The sequence below is a fragment of the Couchioplanes caeruleus genome (genome assembly GCF_023499255.1).
Lineage (GTDB): Bacteria > Actinomycetota > Actinomycetes > Mycobacteriales > Micromonosporaceae > Actinoplanes > Actinoplanes caeruleus_A.
This window is the reverse complement of sequence record NZ_CP092183.1, coordinates 1514948-1541353: the sequence shown is the minus strand read 5'-3', so window position 1 is coordinate 1541353 and position 26406 is coordinate 1514948. Positions and strand designations below refer to the sequence as shown.

At 72.9% G+C, this 26406-nt stretch carries 22 protein-coding genes and 1 pseudogene; 12 read left to right on the top strand and 11 right to left on the bottom strand.

What is annotated here, in order from left to right; translation table 11 throughout:
* Positions 1 to 746 precede the first annotated feature (746 nt).
* The 3 genes and pseudogenes from COUCH_RS07360 to COUCH_RS07350 form a co-directional block, all read right to left on the bottom strand.
* Positions 747 to 1644 (bottom strand): annotated as a pseudogene (locus COUCH_RS07360) (arginase family protein); the annotation flags it as partial.
* Positions 1645 to 1662: 18 nt separating this feature from the next.
* Positions 1663 to 2595 carry a tetratricopeptide repeat protein gene (locus COUCH_RS07355; protein ID WP_249611339.1) on the bottom strand — a complete coding sequence of 311 codons (933 nt, stop codon included), beginning with the start codon at positions 2593 to 2595 and terminating at the stop codon, positions 1663 to 1665.
* Between the two features lie 64 nt (positions 2596 to 2659).
* Complete coding sequence (locus tag COUCH_RS07350; protein WP_249611338.1) at positions 2660 to 3601, bottom strand: SDR family NAD(P)-dependent oxidoreductase; 942 nt, start codon at positions 3599 to 3601, stop codon at positions 2660 to 2662.
* A gap of 83 nt (positions 3602 to 3684) precedes the next feature.
* Here COUCH_RS07350 and COUCH_RS07345 point away from each other — a divergent pair, with 83 nt between their 5' ends.
* Positions 3685 to 4242, top strand: coding sequence for a TetR/AcrR family transcriptional regulator (locus tag COUCH_RS07345; RefSeq protein ID WP_249611337.1), 558 nt, complete (start codon positions 3685 to 3687; stop codon positions 4240 to 4242).
* Here COUCH_RS07345 and COUCH_RS07340 read toward each other — a convergent pair.
* Positions 4239 to 5912 carry an acyl-CoA mutase large subunit family protein gene (locus tag COUCH_RS07340; RefSeq protein ID WP_249611336.1) on the bottom strand — a complete coding sequence of 558 codons (1674 nt, stop codon included), beginning with the start codon at positions 5910 to 5912 and terminating at the stop codon, positions 4239 to 4241. The genes COUCH_RS07345 and COUCH_RS07340 overlap by 4 nt on opposite strands.
* A 158-nt stretch (positions 5913 to 6070) precedes the next feature.
* Here COUCH_RS07340 and COUCH_RS07335 point away from each other — a divergent pair, with 158 nt between their 5' ends.
* Positions 6071 to 7609: a M4 family metallopeptidase gene (locus tag COUCH_RS07335; RefSeq protein ID WP_249611335.1), complete on the top strand. Its 1539-nt coding sequence runs from the start codon at positions 6071 to 6073 to the stop codon at positions 7607 to 7609.
* A gap of 26 nt (positions 7610 to 7635) precedes the next feature.
* A complete protein-coding gene (locus COUCH_RS07330; protein WP_249611334.1) occupies positions 7636 to 8253 on the top strand; it encodes a Pr6Pr family membrane protein in 618 nt (205 codons plus the stop codon).
* On the opposite strand, the gene COUCH_RS07325 is transcribed toward COUCH_RS07330, so the two are convergent.
* The 4 genes from COUCH_RS07325 to COUCH_RS07310 form a co-directional block, all read right to left on the bottom strand.
* A complete protein-coding gene (locus COUCH_RS07325) occupies positions 8246 to 9370 on the bottom strand; it encodes a sugar ABC transporter substrate-binding protein (RefSeq protein WP_249611333.1) in 1125 nt (374 codons plus the stop codon). The genes COUCH_RS07330 and COUCH_RS07325 overlap by 8 nt on opposite strands.
* Before the next feature lie 94 nt (positions 9371 to 9464).
* Positions 9465 to 11000: a GGDEF domain-containing protein gene (locus COUCH_RS07320; protein WP_249611332.1), complete on the bottom strand. Its 1536-nt coding sequence runs from the start codon at positions 10998 to 11000 to the stop codon at positions 9465 to 9467.
* A gap of 102 nt (positions 11001 to 11102) precedes the next feature.
* Entirely contained in the window at positions 11103 to 12134 is a 1032-nt protein-coding gene (gene meaB / locus COUCH_RS07315) for a methylmalonyl Co-A mutase-associated GTPase MeaB (protein ID WP_249611331.1), read from the bottom strand.
* Complete coding sequence (locus COUCH_RS07310) at positions 12131 to 13315, bottom strand: acetyl-CoA C-acetyltransferase (RefSeq protein WP_275980074.1); 1185 nt, start codon at positions 13313 to 13315, stop codon at positions 12131 to 12133. Before COUCH_RS07310 ends, meaB begins: the two co-directional genes overlap by 4 nt.
* A gap of 182 nt (positions 13316 to 13497) precedes the next feature.
* Between COUCH_RS07310 and mce the strand changes: the two genes are divergently transcribed.
* From mce to COUCH_RS07290, 4 genes are all read left to right on the top strand, one after another.
* Positions 13498 to 13941, top strand: a complete 444-nt coding sequence (mce, locus tag COUCH_RS07305) for a methylmalonyl-CoA epimerase (protein ID WP_249611330.1) — start codon at positions 13498 to 13500, stop codon at positions 13939 to 13941.
* Between the two features lie 296 nt (positions 13942 to 14237).
* On the top strand, positions 14238 to 15557 hold the full coding sequence (locus COUCH_RS07300) for a DivIVA domain-containing protein (RefSeq protein ID WP_249611329.1): 1320 nt from the start codon (positions 14238 to 14240) through the stop codon (positions 15555 to 15557).
* 268 nt (positions 15558 to 15825) lie between these two features.
* Positions 15826 to 17346: a Laminin subunit beta-1 gene (locus tag COUCH_RS07295; protein WP_249611328.1), complete on the top strand. Its 1521-nt coding sequence runs from the start codon at positions 15826 to 15828 to the stop codon at positions 17344 to 17346.
* Positions 17347 to 17739: 393 nt separating this feature from the next.
* On the top strand, positions 17740 to 18846 hold the full coding sequence (locus COUCH_RS07290) for an AI-2E family transporter (protein ID WP_249613605.1): 1107 nt from the start codon (positions 17740 to 17742) through the stop codon (positions 18844 to 18846).
* 1 nt (position 18847) lies between these two features.
* On the opposite strand, the gene COUCH_RS07285 is transcribed toward COUCH_RS07290, so the two are convergent.
* Positions 18848 to 19663 carry an alpha/beta hydrolase gene (locus tag COUCH_RS07285; protein WP_249611327.1) on the bottom strand — a complete coding sequence of 272 codons (816 nt, stop codon included), beginning with the start codon at positions 19661 to 19663 and terminating at the stop codon, positions 18848 to 18850.
* A complete protein-coding gene (locus COUCH_RS07280) occupies positions 19656 to 19937 on the bottom strand; it encodes a hypothetical protein (protein WP_249613604.1) in 282 nt (93 codons plus the stop codon). Before COUCH_RS07280 ends, COUCH_RS07285 begins: the two co-directional genes overlap by 8 nt.
* A gap of 100 nt (positions 19938 to 20037) precedes the next feature.
* Here COUCH_RS07280 and COUCH_RS07275 point away from each other — a divergent pair, with 100 nt between their 5' ends.
* The 3 genes from COUCH_RS07275 to COUCH_RS07265 are packed head-to-tail and all read left to right on the top strand — an operon-like array spanning position 20038 to position 23688.
* Entirely contained in the window at positions 20038 to 21531 is a 1494-nt protein-coding gene (locus COUCH_RS07275) for an aldehyde dehydrogenase family protein (protein ID WP_249611326.1), read from the top strand.
* A 22-nt stretch (positions 21532 to 21553) separates the two neighbouring features.
* On the top strand, positions 21554 to 22198 hold the full coding sequence (locus COUCH_RS07270; protein WP_249611325.1) for an ABC transporter ATP-binding protein: 645 nt from the start codon (positions 21554 to 21556) through the stop codon (positions 22196 to 22198).
* Complete coding sequence (locus COUCH_RS07265) at positions 22195 to 23688, top strand: DUF6297 family protein (protein WP_249611324.1); 1494 nt, start codon at positions 22195 to 22197, stop codon at positions 23686 to 23688. Before COUCH_RS07270 ends, COUCH_RS07265 begins: the two co-directional genes overlap by 4 nt.
* Here the strand turns inward: COUCH_RS07265 and nucS are convergent.
* On the bottom strand, positions 23685 to 24344 hold the full coding sequence (gene nucS, locus COUCH_RS07260) for an endonuclease NucS (RefSeq protein WP_249611323.1): 660 nt from the start codon (positions 24342 to 24344) through the stop codon (positions 23685 to 23687). The genes COUCH_RS07265 and nucS overlap by 4 nt on opposite strands.
* 59 nt (positions 24345 to 24403) lie before the next feature.
* On the opposite strand from nucS, the gene COUCH_RS07255 reads away from it, so the two are divergent.
* Both COUCH_RS07255 and COUCH_RS07250 read left to right on the top strand, forming a co-directional pair.
* Positions 24404 to 25030 carry a DUF4126 domain-containing protein gene (locus COUCH_RS07255; RefSeq protein WP_249611322.1) on the top strand — a complete coding sequence of 209 codons (627 nt, stop codon included), beginning with the start codon at positions 24404 to 24406 and terminating at the stop codon, positions 25028 to 25030.
* Between the two features lie 8 nt (positions 25031 to 25038).
* Complete coding sequence (locus tag COUCH_RS07250) at positions 25039 to 26394, top strand: hypothetical protein (protein WP_249611321.1); 1356 nt, start codon at positions 25039 to 25041, stop codon at positions 26392 to 26394.
* Positions 26395 to 26406: the final 12 nt, after the last annotated feature.

Below are 26406 nucleotides of genomic sequence, written 5' to 3'. Positions count from 1 at the left end.
CGCGAGCTCCACGTCGAGATCCGCCTCGGCGACGATCTCCGCCTCGACCTCGCCCGCAGCGTCGGCCTCCGGCCCGGATTCGTGCCCGGCCCGGAACTCCGGATCCCGCTCGACGTCCGGCTCCACCTCGGCGTCTATCACCACGTCAGCGTCGGCGAAAGCCTCGGCAGCATCGAACCCCTCGGTGGCATCGAAGCCGGCATCGGATTCAGGGATCTCGGCGGAATCGGAGTCGAGGTCCCGGTCGTGAGCGGGTTCCACCACCCGAGCCTCGACCTCGTCGGCCTCCTCCACCGCCATCAGCGTCGTCGCCGGAGCCGCCACCTCGTCGTCGTGGCCCGCGCCAGGTCCGCCACCCAACATCGCGGCCGCGGCGAGCGCCACATCGTCCGCCGCCGCGGCGGCCCGCCGCTCCTGCACGGGATCAACCTCGGACGCCGCCACAGAGACCGCCCCGGCAGCCACCGCCGAAGCCGGCGCGGAACCCACCGCCGAAGCCGAACCCGAAGCCGCCGCGGGAACCGACGCCGAGGCCGGCGCGGAACCCAACCCTGAGGCCGCCGCGGAGACCGACGTCGAAGCCGGCGCGGAACCCAAACCCGAGGCCGCCGCGGAGACCGACGCCGGAGCCGGCGCGGAACCCGAACCCGAGGCCGCCGAGGAGGCGAGCTTGCCCGGTGCCCCCGGCGCGAGAAGATCCTGACGGGCGGCGACCAGATCCGGCCGGGCCTCCACCGTGTGCGCCGACTTCAGTCCCGCGACGATCGCCGCGGTGATCTCCTCGGCGTACCGGCCGTCGGGGTCGTAGTCCGGGTCGAAGACGGTGATCTCCACGCCCAGGCAGTGCGGCGACTCCACCAGGCCGGCGAGGAGCAGCTCGAGCTCCGGGAACGCGATGCCGCCCGGTTCGGGCGCGTCCACGGCCGGCATCACCGCCGGGTCGAGGACGTCCACGTCGAGGTGCACCCAGTAGCCGGCGCAGTCGACGAGTTGCTCGCGGGCCCACTGGGCGCTGCGGGCCGCCCCCTCCACGCGCAGCGTCGGCACCGGGCGGGTGACGATGCCTGCCGCCTGCAGGTCGAGGCGGTATTCGTCCTGGGCGCGGATGCCCATCACCACCACGTCGATGTCACGGTAGTACGGCCGCCGCCCCTCCATCGCCGCCAGGTCGACCTGGCCCCGGCCGGTCACCAGGGCCAGGTCCTCGCCCGCGGCCGCGCCCACGTACGAGGCGTTGCCGGGGTGCCGGAAGTCCGAGTGACCGTCCACGAAGACCAGTCCGATGCGCCCGCCCACGGCCTCGCCGAGGCGGTGCATGGCCAGCGCCGAGCCGAGCACGATCGAGCAGTCCCCGCCGAGCACGACGGGGAACTCGCCCTGGTCGATGATCGCGCCGATGCGGTCGGCGAGCCGGCGCGAGTACAGCGAGATCTCGGGGGCGTGGCAGACGCCGTCGCCGGGCCGCCACTCCCCCGGGTCGTAGCGCGGCGGCGTGAGGCAGCCGGCGTCCCGGGCGTCGAGCCGGCGCAGCAGCCCCTGGTCGCGCAGGGCTCCGGGCGCCTTGGCGCAGCCGGGGACCGAGGTCCCGGTCGGCGGGCGCAGTCCGAGGTTGGACGGCGCGTCGAGCACGGCTATGCGGCGCATGGGGCCCCCGTACTGTGCCTAGAAGAGCGCGCGGGCGAGTGCGCGGCGCGCGCTCGCCACCGCCGGGTCGTCCGGTCCGGCGACGGTGAACAGCGACAGCAGGTGCTTGCGGACGGCGTCGCGCTCCTCGCCGGCGGACCGCTTCACCGCGGCCACAAGGCGCTCGTACGCCTCCGGCGCCTGTCCGCTGAGGACCTCGATGTCCGCGGCGAGCCGCTGCGCGTCGAGGTCGTCGGGGTCGGCGGCCGCCTTCGCCAGCACCGCGGCCGGGTCGACGCCCTCGATCCGGCGGTAGAGCTCGACCTGGGCGAGCCCCGACTCGGCCGCCCGGTCCTGCGGGGTCTCGGCGAGGATCTTCCGGTACGCCGCCTCGGCCTCGTCCAGGTCGCCGCCCATCAGCGCGTCGTCGGCCGCGTCCATCCGCGGGTCCTCCGCCGGGGCGACCTGCACGCCGCCGGCCTTGAGCACCGCGTCGACGTACCGGCGCACCTCGGCCTCCGGCAGCACGCCGGTGAAGCCCTCGACGAGCTGGCCGCCGACGACCGCGACGACCATCGGGATGCCCTGCACCCGCAGCGCCTGCGCCAGCCGCGGGTTGGCGTCCACGTCGACCTTGCCGAGCACCCAGCTGCCGCCGCCCTCGGCGGCCAGTTTCTCCAGGACCGGGCTGAGCTGCTTGCAGGGCTCGCACCAGTCGGCCCAGAAGTCGAGGATGACCGGCGTCGTCATCGACAGCTGCAGCACCGTCGTCTGGAAGTTCTCTTCGGTCACGTCGATCACCGCGGCGGGCGAGCCGCCCGGGACGCCGGTGGCCGGGCCCGCGGCGGGCGTGGCGGCGGCGCCGGCGGCCGGGCCGGCGGCGGACGGCGTGGGCTTGCTCGCCGGGCGCAGCGCGCCGAGATCGACCGCGCCGCGGGTGAAGATCGACGGAGTGGTCCGTGGGTCGCTCATGGTTACCTAGTCTCGCACGCACCCGCGCGTGTCCGCCGCGCCGCCGGGCAGGCGATATCGGACGTCACAGGCGCTCCCGCCGGTCCTGCAGCGGGAGCGGCTCGCCGAGGTAGCGCACCCCGGTCGCCTCCTCCGAGATGCGCCACAGCCGGGCGGCCAGAGCGAGGTCGTCGGCGGGCGGTACGAGCGCATCGAAGTGCACCCGGATGTCCTTTTTCCGTGCCGCGAAGCCGAGGAAGACACCGGTCCGGGCGGCCGGGTCGGTGGCGGCGAACGCGAGCGGCAGCGCGGCCTGCTCGACCGGCCGGCTGAACAGGGCGCCGCCGATCGTCACCATCGCCCGCTGCGCGAAGGTCCGGGCGCTGTCGTGCATCGGGGTGGACGCCATGCCGGGGTGGCTCAGAAAGCTGCGCACCGGGCTGCCCGCCCGGCGCAGCCGGCGGTCGAGCTCCGCTCCGAAGAGGATGTTCGCGAGCTTGGACTTCACGTACGCGGCCCCGGGCGAGAAGTGCCGGTCGGCGCGCAGATCCTCGAAGTCGGTCGCCACCTTGACCCGTCGGTAGAGGTTCGATCCGACCGCCACGACGCGCGGGTCGTGGTCGGGCCGGAACAGGTCGAGCAGCAGTCCGGTGAGCGCGAAGGCACCGAGGTGGTTGGTCGCGAACACGCTCTCGTGCCCCTGCGGCGTCAGCTCGCGCGTCTGCCCGCCGATCCCCGCGTTGTTGACGAGCACGTCGATGCGGCGGCGGTCGGCGCGCATCCCGTCGGCGAAGCGCCGGACCGAGTCCAGGTCGGCGAGGTCGACCTGCCGCACCTCCAGGTCGCCGGTCAGCCCGGAGCGCGCCCGCTCGCCCTTCGCCACGTCCCGGACCGCCATGATCACCGACGCGCCGCGCCGGGCCAGCCGATCGGCCAGCACGAGGCCGAGACCGCTGCCGGCCCCGGTGATCACCACCGTGCGGCCGGTCTGCCCGGGCATGTCGTCGTAGCTCCAGCTGAGTGCCATCCGTACCTCCACGGCGTCAGAACGGATTTTTTATCCGTTCACAGCCGACGGTAGCACGGCAGCGGATGGGTTATCCTCTGCGTGTGACCTTGCGCGCAGACTCGGCCCGGGTTCGGGCCCGGACGCTCTCCGCCGCCCGGGCCCGCGTCGCGGCGGGCGACCTGGAGCTGCCGATGAACGCCATCGCCAAGGAGGCGGGCGTCGGCGTGGGCACGGTGTACCGGCACTTCCCCAGCCGCCGGTCCCTGCTGGAGGGCCTCGCGACGGAGAGCTTCACCGAACTGGTCGCGGAGGCTCGGGCAGCCGCGGAGAACCCGGACATCGCCACGGGTCTCGAGAACCTGCTCCGGGCGGCGCTGCGCCGGCAGCTCACCGACGCGAGCCTGGCGGCGGTGCTGTCGGAGCCGGGCTTCGAGTGCGCGGACACGCAGGAGCTCAGCAAGGAGCTGGGCGCCGCGTCGCTGCAGGTGCTGGACCGGGCACGCGAGGCCGGCGTCGTACGCCCGGACGTCACGCCCGACGACTTCCGCCGGTTGACCTGCGGCATCCAGCACGCGGCACGCAGCGGCGGCGACCCGGAGGCCGCCGCCGACCGCTACCTCGACATCGTGCTCAAGGGCCTGCGGCGCGGGAAGGACTAGAAGCGGGCGGGCTCGCGGTAGATGCCCCAGACGTCCTTGAGCGCGCCGCAGATCTCACCCAGCGTGGCCTCGGCCCGGGCCGCGTCGAGCATCGCCGGGATCATGTTCCCCTCGCCGCGGGCGGTCTCGACCAGGCGCGCCAGCGCCTGCTCCACGCGTACGCGATCACGGTTGTCCTTGCGAGCGGTCAGCTCGCGCCGCTGCACGACCTCGACCTCGTGCGAGACCCGCAGGATCTCGAGGTCCTTGGCGACCGTGCCGGTGTGCACGTTGACGCCGACGATCTTCTTCTCGCCCTTCTCCAGGGCCTGCTGGTAGGTGAACGCGGCCTCGGCGATGTTCGCGGTGAACCAGCCGTCCTCGATGCCGCGCAGGATGCCCGAGGTCATCGTGCCGTCGTGGCCCAGGTCGCGGATGCGCGCGAAGATCTCCTCCGCCTCGGCCTCGATCCGGTCGGTCAGCGCCTCCACGTACCAGGAACCGCCGAGCGGGTCCGCCACGTTGGTCACCCCGGTCTCCTCCATCAGCACCTGCTGGGTCCGCAGGGCGATCTCGGCCGACTCGTCGGTGGGCAGCGCGAGGGTCTCGTCGAGGGCGTTGGTGTGCAGCGAGTTGGTGCCGCCGAGCACCGCCGCGAGCGCCTCCACGGCCGTACGCACGACGTTGTTGACCGGCTGCTGCGCGGTGAGCGACACCCCGGCGGTCTGCGTGTGGAATTTGAGCCAGAGCGCCTTCTCGCTGGTCGCGCCGTAGTCGTCGCGCAGATGCCGGGCCCAGATGCGCCGGGCCGCGCGGAACTTCGCGATCTCCTCGAAGAAGTCGACGTGCGCGTCGAAGAAGAAGCTGAGGCCGGGCGCGAACGTGTTGACGTCGAGGCCGCGGGCCAGGCCCAGCTCGACGTACCCGAAGCCGTCGGCCAGCGTGTACGCGAGCTCCTGCGCGGCGGTCGAGCCGGCCTCGCGGATGTGGTAGCCGGAGACCGACAGCGGCTTGTAGCGCGGGATCTCCCGGGCGCAGTACTCCATCAGGTCGCCGATCAGGCGCAGGTGCGGCTCGGGGGCGAACAGCCACTCCTTCTGCGCGATGTACTCCTTGAAGATGTCGGTCTGCAGCGTGCCGTCGAGCTTGCCGAGATCGGCGCCCTGCCGCTCGGCCGCGACCAGGTACATGCAGAAGACCGGGACGGCCGGCCCGGAGATCGTCATGCTCGTCGTGACGTCCTGCAGGTTGATGCCGTCGAACAGCACGTCCATGTCGGCCGCCGAGTCGATCGCGACGCCGCAGTGCCCCACCTCGCCGAGCGACTCCGGCTCGTCGGAGTCGCGGCCCATCAGCGTCGGCATGTCGAAGGCGACGCTCAGCCCGCCGCCACCGGCGGCCAGGATCATCTTGTAGCGCTCGTTGGTCTGCTGGGCGTTGCCGAAGCCCGCGAACTGCCGGATGGTCCAGGTCCGTCCGCGGTAACCGGTCGGATAGAGGCCCCGGGTGTACGGGAACTCGCCCGGCCAGCCGATGCGTTCGAAGTCCTCGACAGTGTCACCGGGCGCGGGCCCGTAGACCGGATCGACGCCGGTTCCGGACAGCGTGGTGAAGTCGGCGTCCCGTTTGCGGGAGTCGTCGTAGCGCTTCTGCCAGCGCTCGCGACCGGCGGCGATGTCGGCTGCGTCCATGGCGCCCATCGTAGGCACAATCCTGAACGATCGCTAAGCCCCGGACGGAAGTGATCGCCGGTGCTATGACGATTTCAGGATATTCACAGTGCTGCATATGAACGGAAGTCTGACCGCGTGGCCACCGCCGCTCCCCCCAACGGTCAGGAGACCCCCGAGTGAAGAAGTCCATCGCCGCCGTCGGTTCCGCCCTGCTCCTGGGCGGGCTGCTGGCCGGCGCCGACGCTGCGAACGCGGCACCGGCAGCCGACCCCCTGTCCCCCTCCGCCCACCGGGCCGCCGTCAAGGCGAGCGCCGCCGACGCCTTCGCGGTCATCGCGAGCGCCAAGGACGCCGACGGCACGACCCACGTGCGCTACCGCCGTACGTATCAGGGGCTGCGCGTGCTGGGCGGCGACTTCGTGCTGCACGGAGCGAACGGCGCCCTGCGCAGCGCGTCGGTCGGCCTCACCGCCCCGCTGTCGCTGAGCACCACGCCCTCGCGCAGCGCGGCATCGGCCGCGGCCGCCGCGAAGAGCCACTTCTCGGGTACGGTCACCGGCCTCGGCTCGCCGGAGCTCGTCGTCGACGCCACCCAGGGCTCGGGCACGCTCGCGTACGAGACGGTCGTCGCCGGCATGGCACCCGACGGTCAGACCCCGTCCCGCCTGCACGTCGTCACCGACGCGACCACCGGCAAGGTGCTCAGCTCGTGGGACACCGTCGAGACCGCCACCGGCAACAGCCTCTACTCGGGCGCCGTCTCGATCAACACCACCCAGGTGTCGACGAGCAGCTACAGCCTCAAGGACGCGGCGCACGGCAACGGCACGACCTGCGACATGAACAACCGGACCTCCGGCACGTGCACGCTGTTCACCGACGCCGACAACGTCTGGGGTACGGGCACCACGAGCAGCCGCCAGTCGGCCGCGGTGGACGCGCACTACGGCGCGGCGAAGACGTACGACTACTACAACTCGACGTTCGGCCGGAAGGGCATCTTCAACAACGGCACCGGCGTGCCCTCGCGGGTGCACTACGGCAGCTCGTACGTCAACGCGTTCTGGGACGGCTCGCAGATGACGTACGGCGACGGCTCCGGCAACGCCAAGCCGCTGGTGTCCATGGACGTGGCCGCGCACGAGATGTCCCACGGCGTCACCGAGCGCACCGCCGGCCTCACCTACTCCGGTGAGTCGGGCGGCCTGAACGAGGCGACCTCCGACATCTTCGCCACGATGGTCGAGTTCTACGCCGGCAACAGCGCCGACCCGGGCGACTACCAGATCGGCGAGAAGATCAACATCAACGGCAACGGGACGCCGCTGCGCTACATGTACAACCCGTCGCTGGACGGCCGGGGCAGCCAGAACTGCTGGTCGAGCACCACGAAGAGCGTCGACGTGCACTACTCCTCGGGCGTCGGCAACCACTTCTTCTTCAACCTGGCGGAGGGCACCGGCGCCACCGCGTACGGCACCTCCCCGGTGTGCGGCTCCGCCGGCGCGGTGACCGGGATCGGCCGGGCCAAGGCGGCGGCCATCTGGTACCGCGCGCTGACCACCTACTTCACCTCGAGCACCACGTACGCCAAGGCCCGCGGGTACACGCTCTCCGCGGCGACCGACCTGTACGGCCGCTGCGGCACCGAGTACAAGGCCGTGCAGAAGGCCTGGACCGCGGTGAACGTGGCGGGCACCGACGCCGCCTGCTGATCTGCTCCGGCGGTAGCTTTCCCCTCGTGAGATCTCTACGGATCACGGCCCTGGTCGCCGTCATCGCCGGTGTGGCGCTGACGGCGGCCGGGGCCGCCACCGTGTCCGGCCTGCTGCCCTACTTCACGATCCAGAGCAATGTGGCGTACGGCCTCTTCGCCGGCTGGGCGGCCTTCCGCGGACCGATCGACCGGCCGGCGCTCAAGGGCGCGGTCACGCTGTACGTGGCGATCACCGGCCTCGTCTACCACCTGGTGCTGGCCAACCCGGCGAGCGGCTTCTCGATGGGCCCGGTCGAGCGCACTCCCGCCGAGGCGGTCGGCAACCAGCTGCTGCACACGGTCGTCCCGCTGCTCGCCGTGCTGGACTGGCTGATCTTCGACGAACGCCGCCGGTTCCGCTGGCGGTACGCCGCCTACTGGCTCGCCTTCCCGCTCGGCTACCTCGGCTTCGCGCTGATCCGCGGGCTGATCACGCACACGTACCCGTACCCGTTCATCGACGTGACCGGCCTCGGCTACGCCGGCGTCTCGCTGAGCGCGCTGTTCTTCGCGGTGGCGTTCTGGGTGCTCGGGCTCGCGTTCGTCGCGGTCGACCGGCTCCCCCGGCGCACGGCCGCCGGAGAACGGGACCCCGTCAGTTGATGCCCGCCTGGCGGCAGAGCGCCGCGAACCGCCCGGCGCAGACCGCCTTCTTCTCGACGAAGCCGTCCTTGATCACCACGTTGATGTCCTTCTTGGCGATCGGCAGCGGGTCCAGCAGCACGGCCGGCACGTACGCGCCCGACTCCGGGTCCTTCACGCGGTCACCGGTCGTCGGCCGCTCGCCGCGGTAGAGCTTGATCGCCAGGTCCGCCGCCGCGTCCGCCTCCTTCTTGATCGGCTTGTACACGGTCATGCACTGGTCGTCGGCGAGGATGTTCTGCAGGCCCTGAACGGTGGCGTCCTGGCCGGTGACCGGCACCTTGCCGTTCATGCCGTCCTTCTTGAGGATCGAGATCGCGGCGTTGCCCAGGCCGTCGTTCGCGGCCAGGACGCCGTCGATGTTCTTGTTGGTCTGCTCCCACATCTCCCGGAAGACCACGCCGGCCTCCTTGTTGTCCCAGTCCTCGACGGACTGGTCGGGACCCTTGAGGTACTGGCCGCTGTCGTACTTGGGCTGCAGGACCGAGTCGTAGCCCTCCTTGAACTGGGAGGCGTTGTTGTCGGTCGGCGAGCCGTTCAGGTCGGCGATCATCGGCGGCTCACCGCCGGCCGTGGCCCGCCCGCCCATGCAGCGCACCAGGCCCTGCCCCTGCAGCACGCCGACCTGCTCGTTGTCGAAGCTGACGTAGTAGTCCGCGCCGCCGTTGAGGGTCAGCCGGTCGTAGTCGATGGTCCTGATGCCCTCGGCCTTGGCCTTGTCGAGGACCACCTTGCCGGTCGCCGAGTCCAGGTTCACGATCATCAGCACCTTCACGCCGCCGGCGATCATGCTGTCCGCGATCCGCTGGAACTGGGCCTTGTCGCCCTGCGCGTTCTGGATGTCGACCGGCACGTCGGCCGCGTCGAAGGCAGCCTGCAGCAGCTTCGGGTCGTCGGTGCCCCAGCGCTGCGAAGTGGTGGTGTCCGGCAGGATCACACCGACCTTGCCGGCGCCCGTCCCGGAGCGGGAGCCGCCGGAGGCGGTCCCGCCGTCACCGTCGTCACCGCCCGTGCATGCGGACATGCCGGAGAGCGCGGTCAGGGCGACCGCAGCGAGGGCGAACAGTCTCGTACGCATGGAGTTCCTCCTGGCCAGAGGGCGGCAAGGCTACCAGCGGGAACGCCTCGTCAACCCTGGCGGAAAAGACGAGTTACTCCTCGCTTCCTCAACATCACTTGCGGTTACCGGCGGACAGGTGGCGCCGGTGCTCCTTGGTCGCGTACATCGCCATGTCGGCCTCGTGCAGCAGGCTGTCCGGGTCCTGCCCGCCGTCGCGCCCGACGGCCATGCCGATGCTGGCGGTCAGCGGCACCTCCACCGCGCCGATCCGGGTGGTGCCCCGCAACGCCCGGGCGAGGTCGTCGGCCACCTGCCGGCGCCGGTCGTCCGAGACGTCCAGGATCAGCACGGCGAACTCGTCGCCGCCGAGACGGGCCACCGTGTCGCCGGCGCGGACGCAGCCCCGTAGCCGCCGGCCGACCTCGATCAGCAGCCGGTCGCCGGTGGCGTGCCCGTACGCGTCGTTGACCGGCTTGAACTCGTCCAGGTCGATGAGGAACACCGTCACCGGGCCGGCCGCGAGCCCGTCGCTCAGCCGCTGCATGAACAGGCTGCGGTTGGCGAGCTCGGTGAGCGCGTCGTGGTAGGCCATCCGGGTGAGCTGGGCGGTCAGCTCGTCGCGTTCCCGCAGCAGCTCCGCGATGTGCCGGAACGCCGCCACCTGCCGGGCGACGACCAGCGCGGTGGTCACGTTCGCCCCCGCGACCACCACCCAGGCCCGCAGGTCCAGCCCGTGCAGCGCCAGCACGGCGGCGGCGAGCAGCCAGACGGCCGCCATGGCCGCGTACGGCAGGAGGCTGTACGGCCGCTTCGCGCGCTGCGGAGCCGTCCGGGCACCGGCGCGAACCTGCCGCTCCTGAACCCGCGCGCCGATCGCGATCAGACCGCTGGCCAGGACGTTCGCCGCGAACAGCCACGACATGGTCGGCGGCGCCACGTAGTACGGGACCGGTACGGCCTGCAGCACCGCCTGCAGCATCGCCGTGGTCCCGCTGAGCACCCCGGCGGTACGCACGAACGCCGACCGGCCACCCAGAAGAATCTTCACGACGGCGAAGACGGCGACCAGGAACAACCCCGGCTGGACGAGCATGACGGTCGTCGTGTGCAGCACCCAGCCGGCGTCCCGTGGACCCGGCGGCAGCTCGAAGATCCACAGCCCGAACGTGGTCGCCGCCGCCATCACCGTGGCGACGTCGATGCGCATCCGCAGGCGTGCGGCGGCGCCCATCTCGCCCATCGGGTAGCGCAGCAGGGCGGCGACGATCAGGGCCATGGCCAGCGCCAGTGAGGCGGCCTGCGGATCCGTTCCGATCGCCGCGCCCACCGACAACGGGTCGCGCAGCACGAGCACCACCTGCACGACGTTGCCGAGGACCAGCACCACGCCGGCGGTGGAGAACAGCCGCCACATCGCACCGCCGTGGGCGTCCTCCGTCCCCGAGCGCGTCAGGTGACCCGCCACCCGCCGGGCCGACACGGCGAACGGCACCTGCACGGCGATCATGAGCAGCCAGAACGCGGTGACCTGGGTGCCGGTCGAGCCCGCACCGGAACCGAAGCCCACGAACGTCGCCACGAGCAGCGCGATGAGGGCCACCAGCAGCGGATCGGCGCGCCGGGCGCGCGCGAGAGGCCCGCGCGTCATGGGCCACCTCGTTCCCGGTCCTGCTACCCGCGGAAGCGCGGGATACCGGTTCCTCCCATCGGCGCTGCGGCGACCGGGTTGAGCCTCCTGACTGTGAATCGCCTATGTGTTCGCCGTCGCTCCGGCACGCCCGCCGAGCTCGGACAGCAGGGCGGTGGCGGCCGCGTACGGATCGAGCTCGCCGTCGGCCACCTGAGCGGCCAGCTTGCTGAGCGCCGTACCGTCGCGGAGGTTGCCCATGCGCGCACGCAGCGTGCCGAGCGCGATCGCCTCGACCTCGACGGCGGCCCGCTTCTCGTGCACGGCCCGCAGCGTGCCGGACTTCTCCAGCCACGCCCGGTGTTTCTCGATGGCGGCCACCACGTCGTCGATGCCCTCGCCCCGGACCGCGGTGGCACGCACGACCTGCGGCCGCCAGTCACCGGGACCGCGCTCGCCGAGGCTCAGCATCCCCTGGATGTCGCGGTACGTGGCGTCCGCGCCGGGCCGGTCCGCCTTGTTGACCACGAAGACGTCGGCGATCTCCAGGATGCCCGCCTTCACGGCCTGGATGGCGTCGCCCATCCCGGGCGCGAGCAGCACCAGCGTCGTGTCGGCCAGCGAGGCGATCTCCACCTCGGCCTGACCGACGCCGACCGTCTCCACCACCACCACGTCACACCCGGCGCCCTCCAGGACGCGGACCGCCTGCGGCGTGGCGGCCGACAGCCCGCCCAGCTGACCCCGGCTCGACATGGACCGGATGTACACGCCCGGATCGGTGGTGTGCTCCTGCATGCGTACGCGGTCACCCAGGATCGCGCCGCCGGTGAACGGGCTGGACGGGTCGACGGCCAGCACACCGACCCGGCGGCCGGCCGTACGCAGCGCGCGGACCAGCTCGTTGGTGGTGGTCGACTTGCCGACCCCGGGCGAGCCGGTGAGGCCGACGACCTGGGCGCGGCCGGCGTACGGCGCCAGAGCGGCGGCCACCTCGGCGAGCTTCGGGTCGCCGTCCTCGACCATGCTGATCAGGCGCGCGACCGACCTCGGGTCACCCTCACGCGCCCGGGCGACCAGCGTCGGCACGTCCCGCCGCCGGGCCCCCCGGGGCGCTGCGGCACCCTGCTGCGGACCGCCGGCGCCGTCGGTCATGCTGCCGGCACCTTGATGATCAGGGCGTCACCCTGCCCGCCGCCGCCGCACAGGCCGGCCGCGCCGATGCCGCCGCCGCGGCGCTTGAGCTCCAGCGCGAGGGTCAGCACCAGCCGGGCGCCGGACATGCCGATCGGGTGACCGAGCGCGATCGCGCCGCCGTTGACGTTGACGATGTCCTCGTTGACCTTCAGCTCGCGCATCGAGTGGATGACGACCTGCGCGAACGCCTCGTTCATCTCGATCAGGTCGAGGTCGGCGACGGTCAGGCCCTCCTTGGCCAGCGCGTGCTTGATCGCGTTGGCCGGCTGTGCCTGCAGCGAGCTGTCCGGCCCGGCGACATTGCCGTGCGCGCCGATCTCCGCCAGCCAGGTCAGCCCGAGCTCCTCCGCCTTCGCGCGGCTCATCACCACGACGGCCGCGGCGCCGTCCGAGATCGGTGACGCGCTGCCCGCGGTGATGGTGCCGTCCTTCGCGAACGCCGGGCGCAGCTTGCCCAGCGACTCGGCGGTGGCGTCGGGGCGTACGCCCTCGTCGGTGTCGACCACCTCGTCGACCCCGCGCAGCCCGGCCTTGACCGGGACGATCTCGTCGGCGAAGTGCCCGTTGCGCTGCGCGGCGGCGGCCCGCTGGTGGCTGAGCGCGGCGAACGCGTCCTGCTCGGCGCGCGAGATGCCGAGATCCTTGCCGCTGCGCTCGGTCGACTCACCCATGGAGATGCCGTCCCACGGGTCCATCAGGCCGTCGTACGCGGTGTGGTCGCGCACCAGGATGTCGCCGTACTTCTTGCCCTGCCGCTGACCCAGCATCAGGTGCGGCGCGTTGGTCATCGACTCCATGCCGCCGGCCACCACGATGTCGAACTCGCCGGCGCGGATCAGCTGGTCGGCCAGCGCGATCGCGTCGAGGCCGGAGAGGCACACCTTGTTGACCGTCACCGCGGGCGTGGTCATCGGGATGCCCGCGGCGACCGCGGCCTGCCGCGCGGTGATCTGCCCGGCGCCCGCCTGGAGCACCTGGCCCATGATCACGTACTGGATCTGCTCCGGGCTCACTCCGCCGCGCTCGAGCGCCGCGGCGATCGCATAGCCGCCGAGGGCGGTGGCCGGAACGTTCTTGAGGTTGCCGAGGAGGCGGCCCATCGGGGTACGGGCGCCGCTGACGATCACCGAACTGGTCACGGGAGCTTCGCTTTCGGGTGGCTGCGACGGGTGGCGTCGTCGCTTCGGGTGGCGTTGTCGAGGGCGCGACCACGCCCTCGTGGGGACCGGCCGCGACGCCTGAACGATGGTTAGGTCAGACTAGCCGGATGACCGTTACGTCACCCACCGGGGACGAGAGCGAGAATGTCACACTCTCCGACATGGAATCGCTGCCGCCCGTCGGCCTCCTGCGCGTTGATCACGTCGGCATCGCCGTCGCCGATCTCGACGAGGCCATCGCCTTCTACGACCGGGCGTTCGGCATGCGCTGCGTGCACGAGGAGACGAACGAGGAGCAGGGCGTCCGCGAGGCCATGATCGCCGCCGGCCCCGACGGCGAGGGCGCGCGCATCCAACTGCTCGCGCCGCTGCGACCCGACTCGGCGATCGCGAAGTTCCTGGATCGCAACGGCCCGGGGCTGCAGCAGCTGGCGTACACGGTGCGCGACGTCGAGGCGGCCTCGGCCGCACTGCGCGCTCGCGGGCTGCGCCTGCTCTACGACGAGCCCCGGCGCGGCACGGCGGGGTCGCGGATCAACTTCGTGCACCCGAAGGACGCGGGCGGGGTGCTCGTCGAGCTCGTGGAGCCCGGCCGGCCCGCCTGACCGCACGCGTCGCCTGTTTCGTACGCCTTGCGGGTGAATAGTCCCCACGCAATGGCTGCGTACTGGCAGGATCGAGGCCATCGAGGAGCGCCGCACGCCCCCCGTGTGAGACGATCTTCCGCGCCTTGGCTGCACAGCAGGTAGCGGCGTGGCGACGCTGCGCGGACAGGCCCCTAGGGGGTGCCACCCGAACGGCCGACGGGGGCTCGACAGCCAGGTCGAAGGTGATCTTAGGCCGGAATACCCGGCCCGTACGCTCTTGCGTAGCCCCCTGGGGGGTCTGCCAGTATGTCGCAATGCCCCAGCAGCAGGATGCCAATCTCGCGTTCTTCGAAACCGCAAACTCGCAGCACGACTTCACTGTTGTCCTGCGTGGATACGACCGCGGGCAGGTGGACGCCCACCTCGGCCGGCTGGTCGCCGCCCTGAACCAGTCCGAGCAGGCCCGCGGCGAGGCCGAGCAGCGGATGAACGACGCGCAGCGCCGGCTGCGGCAGGCCGAGCAGCGCCTGAACGCGCTCGAGCAGAAGCTCGCGGACAGCAACAAGCTGCTCGAGGAGAACAATCGGCCGACCCTGTCCGGGCTGGGCACCCGGGTGGAGCAGATCCTGCGGCTGGCCGAGGAACAGGCGAACGACCACCGTAGCGAGGCCAAGCGGGAGTCCGAGGGCATCCTCTCCGCGGCGCGGCTCGAGGCGCGTGAGATCACGGACAAGGCTCGTGCCGAGGCGGCCGCCATGAAGGCGACCGCGGAGCGCGAGGCGGGGCAGGTCCGGACGCACGCCGAGCGCGAGGCAGCCGAGGCCCGGGTGCAGGCCCGGCGCGAGGCCGACACGCTGCGCTCCGACGCCGACCGCGAGACCAAGCAGCTGCGGACGGTCACCGCGCACGAGGTCGCCGAGCTGAAGTCGACCGTCGAGCGGGAGGTGGCCTCGCTGCGGGCCACCGCCGAGCGGGAGATCACCCAGCTGCGCGCCAAGGCGGGCCGGGAGGCCGAGGAGAAGCGCGCCGAGGCGACCAAGCTGCTGACCGACGCCCGCGACAAGCGCGACAAGGACCTGCAGGCCCTCGCGCTGGAGATCGCCGAGCGCCGGGAGAAGGCCGAGCGCGAGGAGTCCGAGCGGCACGCCGCCCAGGTCAGCGCGACACAGAAGATGGTGTCCGAGGCCGAGGAGCGCGCCCGCGCCGCCGAGGACCGCGCCAAGGAGATCGAGCAGCGCGCCGAGAGCCGCCGCGTCGAGTCCGAGCGGCACGCGGTCGAGACGGTGGAGAAGGCCCGCGCCCACGCGGACAAGACCGTCACCGAGGCGCGCAGCGAGGCCCAGCGCCTGCTGAGCGAGGCGCGGACGGAGGCCGAGCTCACCACTCAGGCCGCCCGCCGCGAGGTGGAGGACCTCACCCGCCAGAAGGACGCCGTCACCAACCAGCTCGGCCAGATGCTCTCCGGCCTCTCCGGCCTGGTCCCCACGGTCGGCGGTGCCGCGGCCAAGGCGGCCGAGACGGTGCAGGCCCAGGCCAAGGGTGCCGAGGCCGCCGTGCCCGAAGCCCCCGCGCAGCGTGCCGCCGAGGACGGCGCGGACGCGGAGAAGCCGGAAGTTGCGGCGAAGACGAGCTGAGTTTTTCACCACTCGGTCCCCGGTTGCGCCACCCCGGGCGGTGCGCAACGGTTAAGGGACCGGGCCGGCTGTGCGAAGACCTGAGAGCGGGCCGTACCGGAGCACCTCCGGTACGGCCCGCTGGTTTTCCCCGCGTAGCCTGAGCACGGACAAAACGCTCCACCCGTTTCGCCACGGGTGGGTGCAAACCGCGACCAGACGCACAGTCCCGGCCAGGCCGGTGTGTATCGGCCCGTCACGGGACGAGGCGTATGTGAGGATGGACAGCATGTCGCACGGCGGTGAAATCTTCGGCCTCGGCGGGGAGACCCCTCCGGAGCCCAGCTTCGAGACCGCCCTGCGGGGTTACGAGAAGAAACAGGTCGAGCGCTACGTCGCCCGGGCTGAGACCGAGATCGCGACGCTGATCAGCGAGCGGGACAGCGCCCAGCTGCAGAACCAGGCGATGATCGGCCAGATCGACCGGCTTCAGCAGGAGCTGGCGCAGGCCCGCCGCAACCCCGGCGTCGGCGCCGACGTGTCCTTCCGCCACCTCGGCCCCAAGGTCGAGGAGATCCTCGCCAAGGCCGAGGAAGTCGCCGCCGACATCAAGAGCTCGGCCACCGACGACATCGCCGCCCGGCTCGCCGAGGCCGAGCGCATCCGCGCCGAGGCCGAGGCGCACGCGCACAACGGCATCCGCGACTTCGAGATCGCCCTCGCCGCCCGCCGCGCCGAGGAGGAGAAGGCCGACGTCGCCCGTCGCGCCGCCGCCGAGAAGGCCGTCGCCTCGACCCGCCAGGCCGCCGAGCAGATGCGCGCCGAGGCGGAGGCGATCCTCTCCCGCGCCCGCGCCGAGGCCCAGCAGCTCAGCGAGCGCACCGCCCAGGAGACGCAGCGCATCCGCTCCGAGGCCGACGGCTACGCGAAGTCCACGCGGGTCCAGGCCGACCAGGAGATCAAGGCGCTGCGCGACCGGGCCCAGCAGGAGATCGCCCAGCTGCGCGCCGAGGCGGACCGGCAGCTCAAGGAGCTCCGCGCCACCGTCGAGCGCGAGGTCGGCGAGCGCCGCCAGGAGGTCGTCCAGGAGCTCGGCCAGATGCGCGCCGCCGCCGAGAAGCAGTGCGCCGACCTGCGCAGCGAGGCCGACAAGTACGCCGAGGAGGTCCTGCGCCGCTCCGACGAGCAGGCCACCGCGGTCCGCAAGGAGATCGCCGGCCACCAGGAGAAGGCGGCCGCTGCCGCCCGCGACCTCGAGGCGGCCCAGGCCAAGGTCACCGCGGCGGAGAAGAGGCTCGCCCAGGCCGAGGAGCGGGCCGGTGCCGCCGAGCGCGAGGCCGACCGCGTCCAGCAGCGACTGGCCGAGGTGCAGCGCGAGCTCGAGAGCGAGCTCCAGCACGTGGCGGAGGCCAAGCGCGCGGGCGAGGCCGCCGAGCGCCACGCCACCGACGTACGCCGCCAGGTGCAGAAGGAGGCCAAGCGCGTGGCCGAGCTGGCCGCGGCGGCCGTCCTCGCGGCGGCGGCCTCGCCCGACGACGAGGACGACGCCCCGGACACCGCCCGCGCGGCGAGTCCGGCCCCCGCCCCGGCCACGACGACCCCCGCAGCGGGAGGCGCCGCCGCGCCGGCCACCGGGACTGCCACGGTGGCGCCGCAGGCGGCTTCCCCGGTCACCTCGGCCGGCCAGCCGCAGGACAAGGCGGCGACCCCGGGCACCGCACCGGCCGCCACCCCGGCGAAGGTCACCGCCTCCGCCAAGGTGACCGCCCGCCCGTCCTCCACCACCCGCGTCGGCGCCGACGCCGACTGACCAGCGGACACGCCGCCCGGCGGGTGGCGGGTCATACGGCCCGACCGATACATTGCCCGCCGGGATGTCCGGTCGCCGCATGGGTGACCTCCCCGGACGTGAGTGGAGGTAACGGTGGCGGCTGACGAGCCCCGTCCCGACGAGGTTCCCGCGACGCCGGTCCCCGCACCCGCCACGGACGCGACGCGTGCCGTCGACCCGGCGCCGGCGTCAGCGCCGGACAGAGCAGGAGCGTCGGCGCCCGGCGCAGACGGCACCCGCGGGCTGGAGAGAGGCGCTGCGGCCGCGGACAGCACCCGCGCGCCCCAAGACAGCGCGGCGGTCACCGACACCACCCGCGCGCCCGAAAGCAGCGCGACGGCCACCGACACCACCCGCGCGCCGGAAGGCAGCGTGCCGTCCGGTGGCGCGGGACAGCCGGGCGATGCGGCGGCCGCGGCGCACGTGAGCGGCGATTTCGGGACGCCCGGGCCCCCGCTGAACCGGCGCAACCCGTTCCTCATCGGGCTGCTGGGCGGGCTCGGCGTGCTGGTCGCGTACGGGATCTTCCTGGGGCTGCGCAACGCCGCCTCGATCCTCGTCCTGATCTTCATCGCGATGTTCCTGGCGATCGGGCTGAACCCGGCGATCGTGCGGCTGCGCCGCTGGGGCCTGCCCCGCTGGCTGGCCGTCACCGTGGTCTCGCTGACCGTCGTGCTGCTGCTGTGCGGCGGTGTCGTCGCGCTCATCCCGCCGCTGGTGACCCAGACCGGCGAGCTGGTCGGGAACCTGCCGGGTTACATCCAGGCCCTGCAGCGCAACCAGACGATCAACGACCTGGTCGAGCGGTACGACATCGCGACGAAGCTCGGCAGCGCGCTCAACCCGGGCACGGTCACGAACGCGCTCGGCGGGGTGGTCGGCGGCGCGAAGCTGCTGTTCGGCACGATCTTCAACGTCCTGACCGTGCTGGTGCTGACCATCTACTTCATGGCCGCGTTCGAGCGGATCAAGGAGGCGGCGTACGGGCTGGTCCCCGCGTCGCGGCGGCACCGGGTGCGGCTGCTGACCGACGAGATCCTGACGAAGGTCGGCGCGTACATGGTGGGTGCGCTGGCCATCGCCGTGCTGGCCGGCATCTCCACCTGGGTGTTCGCCATGATCATCGGCCTGGGTTACCCGTTCGCGCTGGCCGTGGTGGTGGCGGTGTGCGACCTCATCCCGCAGATCGGCGCCACGCTGGGTGCGGTCATCGTGAGCCTGGTCGGCTTCGCGGACTCGCTGTCGCACGGCATCGCCTGCGTCGTGTTCTTCATCGTCTACCAGCAGGTGGAGAACTACCTGATCTACCCGAACGTGATGCGCCGCTCGGTGAAGGTCAGCGACGTGGCCGCGGTGACCGCCGCGCTGCTGGGCGTCGGCCTCTTCGGCGTGATCGGCGCGCTGATCGCCATCCCGCTGGTGGCGGCGATCCAGCTCATCGTCCGGGAAGTGGTCAACCCCAGCATGGAGACCAAATAGGTCAGGCGAGCGGCTTCGGCACGGGAACGTCCGCGAAGGCGGCGACGGTACGGTCGGCGTACGCGTTCATGTCGCCCGACTCCATCGGCCCGTCCCATTCGCGGGGCAACGGCACCGGCACGCCGGGAGCGACCCGGCGAACGATCTCGTCGAGGACCTTCTCGGCGTCGCCGACCCACAGGTGCTTGGCGCCGGGGACGCCGACCACCTCGGCCTGCGGGATGGCCCGGAACCGTTCGACGGCCTCGGCGGGGCGCAGGTAGTCGTCGAACTCGGGGACGAGCGCGGTCACCGGTTTCCCGTCCGCCGCCCAGGCCGCCAGGTGCTCGGGCGCGGAGAACCGCAGCGGCGGCGAGAGCAGGATCGCGCCGGTGACGCCCGGGTCGAGGCCGTGCATCAGCGTGAGGTCGGTGCCGAAGGACCAGCCGACGAGCCAGATGTCCGGCAGGTCGTGGAACTCGGCGTACTCGATCGCGGCGGCCACGTCGTACTTCTCGTCCACCGCGCCGGAGAAGGCGCCCTCGCTGGTGCCGCGCACGCTGGAGGTGCCCCGGGTGTTGAACCGCAGGACGGCCAGGCCGGCGAGGGCGGGCAGGCGCCAGGCGGCCTTGCGGAAGACGTGGCTGTCCATCATGCCGCCGTGGGTGGGCAGCGGGTGCAGGCAGACCAGCGTGGCGACCGGGTCGCGGTCGAGCGGGCGGGCCAGCTCACCGACCAGCCGCAGGCCGTCGGCGGTGTGCAGCTCGATGTCCTCCCTGTGGGCAGGAAGGATGGAGTTGGCGCGGATCGGTTGACTCACGAAGCCATCTTTACCCATAGCGCGGGGCGTTGCGCGAGCGCTCCACCGCCGGGCCGCGCCGGTCGCGGGCCCGCCAGCATCCGGTGTGCCAGTGCCGGCGGTCGGAGGCGTCACCGCGCTCGTCGGCGGGCCACGCCACGACGTGGGCGACGCCGGGGCGGATTTCCTGCAGGCAGCCCGGGCAGCGGTACGTCTTGACGGCGGCACCACCGAAGATCGAACGGACCATCCACTCGCCGTCCTGGTACTGCTGGACGCCCTCGACGCCCCGGCGTACGCGCTCGTCCGGCATGAACGAGGTCGCGTCGCGGCGGGCACGATTCCGGCGAGGGCTCACAGATCAAGCGTACGTGTGAGGCGCGTTACGCCGAATGCGACTTAGACTCGCGTTCATGACGGCTACGCGTACTCCCGGCATGCCCGTGGTCGAGGACGGCGTCCTCATCTCGACCAGCCCCGCGACCGGCGCCGAGGCCGGGCGCGTACCCATCTCCGGCCCGGACGGCGTCGCGTCGGCCGTCCAGAAGGCCCGCGCGGCCGGCGCCTGGTGGGCCGGGCTGGGCTTCGACGAGCGGAGGACGCGGCTGCTGCGGTGGCGGGCGCTGCTCGCCGAGCGCATCGACGAGCTGGCCGAGCTCACCCACGCGGAGACGGGCAAGCCGCCGGCCGACGCGATCGTGGAGGCCGCAGCAGCGATCGAGCACATCGACTGGGCCGCCCGCAACGCCAAGCGGGTGCTCGGGCCGCGCCGGACCAGGATGCGGCTGCTGCTGGCCGAGCACTCCGGGCACCTGGAATACCAGCCGTACGGGGTGGTCGGCGTCATCGGCCCCTGGAACTACCCGATCCTCACGCCGCTCGGCCCGATCTCCGGCGCGCTCGCCGCCGGCAACGCCGTCGTGCTCAAGCCGAGCGAGTACACGCCCGTGGTGGGTCAGTGGCTCGTCGACACGTTCGCGGAGGTCGTAGCGGAACAGCCGGTGCTGCAGGTGGTGCACGGGCTCGGCGACGTGGGCGCCGCGCTGTGCCGTGCCGGGGTGGGCAAGATCGCCTTCACCGGCTCCACGCCGACCGCGAAGAAGGTCATGGCCGCCTGCGCGGAGACCCTCACCCCGGTCGTCATCGAGGCGGGCGGCAAGGACGCGCTGATCGTCGACGCGGACGCGGACGTGACCGCGGCGGCCGAGGCGGCCGTGTGGGGCGGCATGACGAACGCCGGGCAGACCTGCATCGGCATCGAGCGGGTGTACGCCGTGGCGCCCGTCTACGATGCGTTCGTCGAGGCCGTGGTGGCCAAGGCGGGCAAGCTCAAGCTCGGCGAGGACATCGGCCCGATGACGATGCCCGGCCAGCTCGACGTGGTCCGGCGGCACATCGACGACGCCCTCGCCTCGGGCGGCCGCGCGGTCCTGGGCGGCGCCGGCGCGGTGCAGCCGCCCAGCGTGGCTCCGACCGTGCTGGTCGACGTACCCGAGGAGTCCGCCGCGGTCCGGGAGGAGACGTTCGGTCCCACGCTGACCATCACCAGGGTCGCGGACGCCGACGAGGCCGTGCAGCGGGCGAACGCGCTGCCGTACGGCCTGGGCGGCGCGGTCTTCGGCAAGGCGAACGGGGTGCGGATCGCCCGGCGGCTGCGGGCCGGCATGGTCGCGGTGAACTCGACGCTGACCTTCGTCGGCATGGCCACGCTGCCGTTCGGCGGCGTCGGCGACTCCGGCTTCGGCCGCATCCACGGCGACGACGGGCTGCGCGAGTTCGGCGTGCCGAAGGCGATCACCGTACGCCGGGGGCCGTCGCTGCTGCCCTCGATGACGTTCGAGCGCACACCCGCCCAGGTGCGGCGCATCGTCAAGGCGGTGAAGCTCCTGTACGGCCGCCGCCCGTGACCCTCCCTGCTAGCGTCACCCGGTGGATCATTGCGCGATCGAGGTCCGCGGCCTGTCGGTGAGCTACGGCTCGACGCCCGTGCTGGTCGACGTCGACCTCACCGTGCCCATCGGGGCCGGGGTCTGCATCACCGGCGAGAACGGCATCGGCAAGTCGACGCTGCTGCGCTGCATCACCAGCCTGCAGCGGCCGGACGGCGGTGAGGTCGAGGTCTTCGGCGGCCCGCCCGGCTCCACGCCGGAGTTCTGGCGGGCGGTGGCGACCACCGTGGAGCCACCGACCTGGTATCCCGGGCTGACCGCGCGCGAGCACGCCGAGCTGGTGTGCCGCGCCCACGGCATGCCGCCGCAGGATGCGGGGATCGACGAGGCGCTCGACCGGTTCGGCCTCACGTCGCACGCGGACGCGATCCCGCCGTCGCTGTCGTCGGGGCAGAAGCAGCGGCTCACGCTCGCGCTCACCCTGCTGCGCCCGAGCCGCCTGCTGATCCTGGACGAGCCGGAGCAACGGCTCGACCCGGAGGGCCGGGCGACCGTCGCGGCGATGCTGGCGGCGTACCGGGAGGACGGTGGCACGGTCCTGATCGCGAGCCACGACGAGGTCTTCGCGGCCGCGGCGGGCACCTCGCCGGTCGGCATGGCGGACCTGCACACGGCGACTCCATGACCGACGTCGGGGCAGTGCGGCGGTGGGTGCGGCGCACGCGGTCGGCGCATCGCGAGCGCGGGGAGACGCTCGGCAACTTCTACTTCGCCGTGCTCTTCGTGTTCATCGTCGGCGGGATGGTGCACCGGCAACTCGCGGCGGTCTTCTGGCCGGGCACGCCGAACGCCTCGGAGCTGGCGGCGTACTCGCTGGCCGCGGCGGTCGCCGGCGGCCTGTATCTCGCGCTGCGCCGGCTCGGTCCGCTGGCGCTCAGCCGCCCGGCCGCGTCATGGCTGCTGACCGCCCCGGTGAGCCGGCGCCGGCTGCTGCTGCCGTCGCTGTGGGTGGCCACGGCCGCCGCCGCTGCCGCGGGCGCGCTGGGCGCCTTCGCGATCGTCGGGCACGTCGCCGCGCGGCCGGTGCCGGCCGGGGCGGGTGCCCTGCTCCCGCTGGGCGGGGCGCTGCTCGGGGGCGCGCTGATGCTGACGGCGCTGGGGGCCCAGGGCGAGCGGCGGTGGGCGTCCTGGTCGGACGATGCGGCGTACGTCCTGCTCGCGGCCGGGCTGGCCGGGCTGGTCGCCGACTCGGCCGTGGCCGCGCCGCACGCGCCGGCCGGGTGGCCCGCGGCCTCCGTCGTGGCCACGGCCACGGGTCCGCTCGCGGTGGTCGTGCTCGTGTTCTTCCTGCTGGCGGTACGCGGCCTCGCCCGTACGCCCAACGACCGGATCCTGGAGGCGTCCCGCACGGCCGGCACGTTCGCGGACTCGGCGTTCGGCGTGGAACCGTCGTTCGTCACCGAGATGGTCGAGCGGCGCTACTGGGGCCGCCGGCGGCTGCGGTCCCGGCGGCTGCCGGAGCGCATCCCGGCGCTCGTGGCCCAGGACCTGCTGATGGTGCGGCGCCGGCCGCGGCGGCTGCTGTGGCTGGCCGGCAGTGCGGCGCTGCCGTCGCTGCTGGCGCACGCCCCGGGCTGGGTACTCGCCATGGCGGTCCTGGTCGGCGGCATGGTGGCCGGCGGCGTCACGACGGCGAACGTCCGCACCGACGCCGGCAACCCGTGGATGCCGCGCATGCTGGGCCTCAGCTCGCGGACGGCGGTCCTGCAGCGGCTCGTGGTCCCCGGCGTCGTGGCCGCGCTCTGGTACACCGCCGCGCTGATCCTGCTGGGCGTGCTCGGCGACCTCCCGCCGGGCCCGTGGTGGGCGCTCGGAGCGGCCCTCGGCCCGGTGGGCGCGGTCGCCGCGGTCCGCAAGGCCCGTACGGGCTTCGTGGACAACTCGCTGCTGCCGCTGGAGACGCCCGCGGGGTCGATCGCGACCGGCCCCGTGCTCGCCGCCTTCGCCGGGGTGGACGTGCTGATCCTCGGCCTGCCGACGATCGTGCAGATGGCCCAGGGCGGCCCGCTGTCCTGGACCGGCGTGATCGTCCAGGCCGCCGTCGCCGGCTTCGGGGCGCGCGCCTACCTCAGCGGCACGACGGCCACCGACCGGGTGGAGCTGAGCGCCCGCTAGAAGAGGGTCAGCTCGTTGCGCTCCATGCCGCGCAGCTTGTCGTAGTCGACGACCACGCAGCGGATGCCGCGGTCGGTCGCCAGCACCCGGGCCTGCGGCTTGATCTCCTGCGCCGCGAACACGCCCTGCACCGGCGCGAGCAGCGGGTCGCGGTTCATCAGCTCCAGGTAGCGGGTGAGCTGCTCGACGCCGTCGATCTCGCCGCGACGCTTGACCTCGACCGCCACCGAGCCGCCGTTGGCGTCCTTCAGCAGCAGGTCGACCGGGCCGATCGCGGTCATGAACTCGCGGCGCACCAGCGTGTGGCCCTCGCCGAAGGTCTCCGGGTGGGCCGCCAGCAGCTCCTGCAGGTGCGCCTCGACGCCGTCCTTGACCAGCCCCGGATCCACGCCGAGGTCGTACGAGGTGTCCTGGAAGATCTCCTCCAGGGTGATCCGCAGCTCCTCGCCGGCCTTGTTGACCACCTTCCAGACGCCCGGCGCCTCCTGCAGCTTGCAGGGCGGGCTCATCCAGTTCAGCGGCTTGTACGCCCGGTCGTCGGCGTGGATCGACACCGACCCGTCGGCCTTGACCATGAGCAGGCGCACGGCCGGCGGCAGGTGGGCGGAGAGACGGCCGACATAGTCCACGGAGCACTTCGCGATGACCAGACGCACCGCACGAGGGTAGCTGTCGCTTCCGGGCGGGGCGAGCGCGGCGGTGCCATGCTGAGATCGTGCTCGAAGCGCTCACCGGAAGCGGCCTGGCGGCATCCGCCGGGCTGAACGCGTACATCCCCCTGCTCACGATGGGTCTGCTGGCCCGGTTCACCGACGCGATCGACCTGCCCGGCGGGTGGCAGTGGCTCTCGAACGGGTGGGTCATGCTCATCCTCGCCGTGCTGCTGGCGGTCGAGGTCGTCGCCGACAAGGTGCCGGTGGTGGACCACGTGAACGACGTGGTGCAGACGGTGGTCCGGCCGACCGCGGGCGGCCTCGCGTTCGGCGCGGGGTCGAACTCGCAGACCGTCACCGTCTCCGACCCCGGCGCCTTCTTCGGCTCGCACCAGTGGGTGCCGGTCGCCGCCGGCGTCCTCATCGCGCTCTGTGTTCACGGGCTCAAGGCCGCGTCGCGGCCGGTGGTCAACGCCACCACGGCCGGCGTGGGCGCCCCGGTGGCCAGTACGGCCGAGGACTTCACCAGCATCGTGCTGTCGGTGCTCGCGATCCTGCTGCCGGTGCTCGTGCTCCTCGGGCTGGTGCTGCTCGTGCTCGCCGCCGTGTGGGTGTTCAGGCGACGTCGGCGGCGCAAGCGGGAAGGCCGGCGGTCAGAGGGTGTCCGTACGCAACAACTCTTTGGTTGACTCCTGCGGTGCCCGCGATCGCCGTTCCCGCCTTCGCCCTGACCTGGTGGCTGGGTTGCTACCTGCTCGGGCGTGACCCGGCCCGCGTCGTGCTCTGGCGGGCGGCGGGGGCGCTGGGGGCGTACGCGCTGGCCGTGGCCGCGTGGACGGTCGCGCCCGGTTCCCCGGCCGCCCGGGTGCTGTTGTGCGTGCCGGCGCTGTGCTGGGCGGGCGTGGCGACGGCTCTGCTGCCCCGTGAGGCGCCCGAGCGGCGGCAGGTGAACCAGGGCTGGGTGTTCGTGTCCGCGCTGTTCCTGGTGCTCGCCGCGGTGCTGCCCGGCGTCGGCAAGCTGGTCGCGCTGGCACCGCTCGCCGGTGCGACGGTCCTGCTGCTGCGCTACCGCGACAAGGTCCGTCCGGGGCCGCTGCCGGTCGCGCTCGCGGCCGCCGCCACCCTGTACGCGGTCGCCCTCGCCGGCCTGCTCGCCCCCGTCGACCTCGGCTCGCCGGAGCTGGTGCTTGCGACCGTTGGCCTCGACCTGCTGTTGCTCGGCTATCTCGTGGCGGTGCACGACGCGGCGGAGACCGGCGAGCGGCTGCTGCCCGACCTGCGTCGCTCGCTGGTGGCCGCGGTGGTGGCCGGCCTGCTCTGCGGCGGGCCGGCGGCGCTGACCATGCTCGCCGCCCCCGGTCTGCGGGTGGTCGCCGTGCTGCAGTTCGTGCTGGTCGCGATGGTGATGGGCGCGGTGGGGCTGGCCGGGCTGCTGCGCGGCGGGCTGGACCGGATCGCGTTCCTGCAGGACGAACGCCTGCGCTCGGAGCGGTCGGCGTTGCTGCTGGCCGCCGAGGCGCTGCCCCGGCGCCGGGAGCGGCACCGGATGATCGCGCTCAGCGAGGACGAGTTCAAGCAGCTGACCCGCCGCGCCCTCGAGGACTTCGCCGACGTGGGGCGGTTGCTGCGCAATCCGCTGGTCGACCTGCCGACCGTGGACCGGCGGCTGCACGCGCGCGGCGCCGGCGTCGCGGACCAGCCGCTGGTACGGGTCGCCGAGCTGCGGGCCGTGCTGGCGGAGCACGTGACCCGGCTCAAGCCCGCCGGCTCGTTCGGCACCACGGACGAGTGGCGGTTCTTCAACGCCCTGCACTACTGCTGCGTGCTGGGGCTGCGGCCGTACGACCGGGCGCCGCAGTCGGAGGGCCTGGACCGCGACGCCCGGCAGGCGCTCGACTGGTTCCGCCGGTACGTGCCGCGCCGGAGCCTGCACCGGTGGAAGACCGAGGGCGCCGACCTGGTCGCGGCGCGGCTCTGGCGTGACCTGGTCAGCGCCGATCCCCGCTGGTTGTCCCGGGCCGGCGCGGCGAAACCCGCACCCCGCCCGCGCTGAGGGCGCGGATCC

Bases quoted from the DNA above. Each gene is read 5' to 3' on its own strand.
- COUCH_RS07355 (WP_249611339.1), bottom strand. From the start codon at position 2,595: ATGAGCGACCCACGGACCACTCCGTCGATCTTCACCCGCGGCGCGGTC.
- COUCH_RS07350 (WP_249611338.1), bottom strand. From the start codon at position 3,601: ATGGCACTCAGCTGGAGCTACGACGACATGCCCGGGCAGACCGGCCGC.
- COUCH_RS07340 (WP_249611336.1), bottom strand. From the start codon at position 5,912: ATGGACGCAGCCGACATCGCCGCCGGTCGCGAGCGCTGGCAGAAGCGC.
- COUCH_RS07325 (WP_249611333.1), bottom strand. From the start codon at position 9,370: ATGCGTACGAGACTGTTCGCCCTCGCTGCGGTCGCCCTGACCGCGCTC.
- COUCH_RS07320 (WP_249611332.1), bottom strand. From the start codon at position 11,000: ATGACGCGCGGGCCTCTCGCGCGCGCCCGGCGCGCCGATCCGCTGCTG.
- meaB (WP_249611331.1), bottom strand. From the start codon at position 12,134: ATGACCGACGGCGCCGGCGGTCCGCAGCAGGGTGCCGCAGCGCCCCGG.
- mce (WP_249611330.1), top strand. From the start codon at position 13,498: ATGGAATCGCTGCCGCCCGTCGGCCTCCTGCGCGTTGATCACGTCGGC.
- COUCH_RS07300 (WP_249611329.1), top strand. From the start codon at position 14,238: ATGCCCCAGCAGCAGGATGCCAATCTCGCGTTCTTCGAAACCGCAAAC.
- COUCH_RS07295 (WP_249611328.1), top strand. From the start codon at position 15,826: ATGTCGCACGGCGGTGAAATCTTCGGCCTCGGCGGGGAGACCCCTCCG.
- COUCH_RS07285 (WP_249611327.1), bottom strand. From the start codon at position 19,663: ATGGGTAAAGATGGCTTCGTGAGTCAACCGATCCGCGCCAACTCCATC.
- COUCH_RS07280 (WP_249613604.1), bottom strand. From the start codon at position 19,937: ATGCCGGACGAGCGCGTACGCCGGGGCGTCGAGGGCGTCCAGCAGTAC.
- COUCH_RS07275 (WP_249611326.1), top strand. From the start codon at position 20,038: ATGACGGCTACGCGTACTCCCGGCATGCCCGTGGTCGAGGACGGCGTC.
- COUCH_RS07265 (WP_249611324.1), top strand. From the start codon at position 22,195: ATGACCGACGTCGGGGCAGTGCGGCGGTGGGTGCGGCGCACGCGGTCG.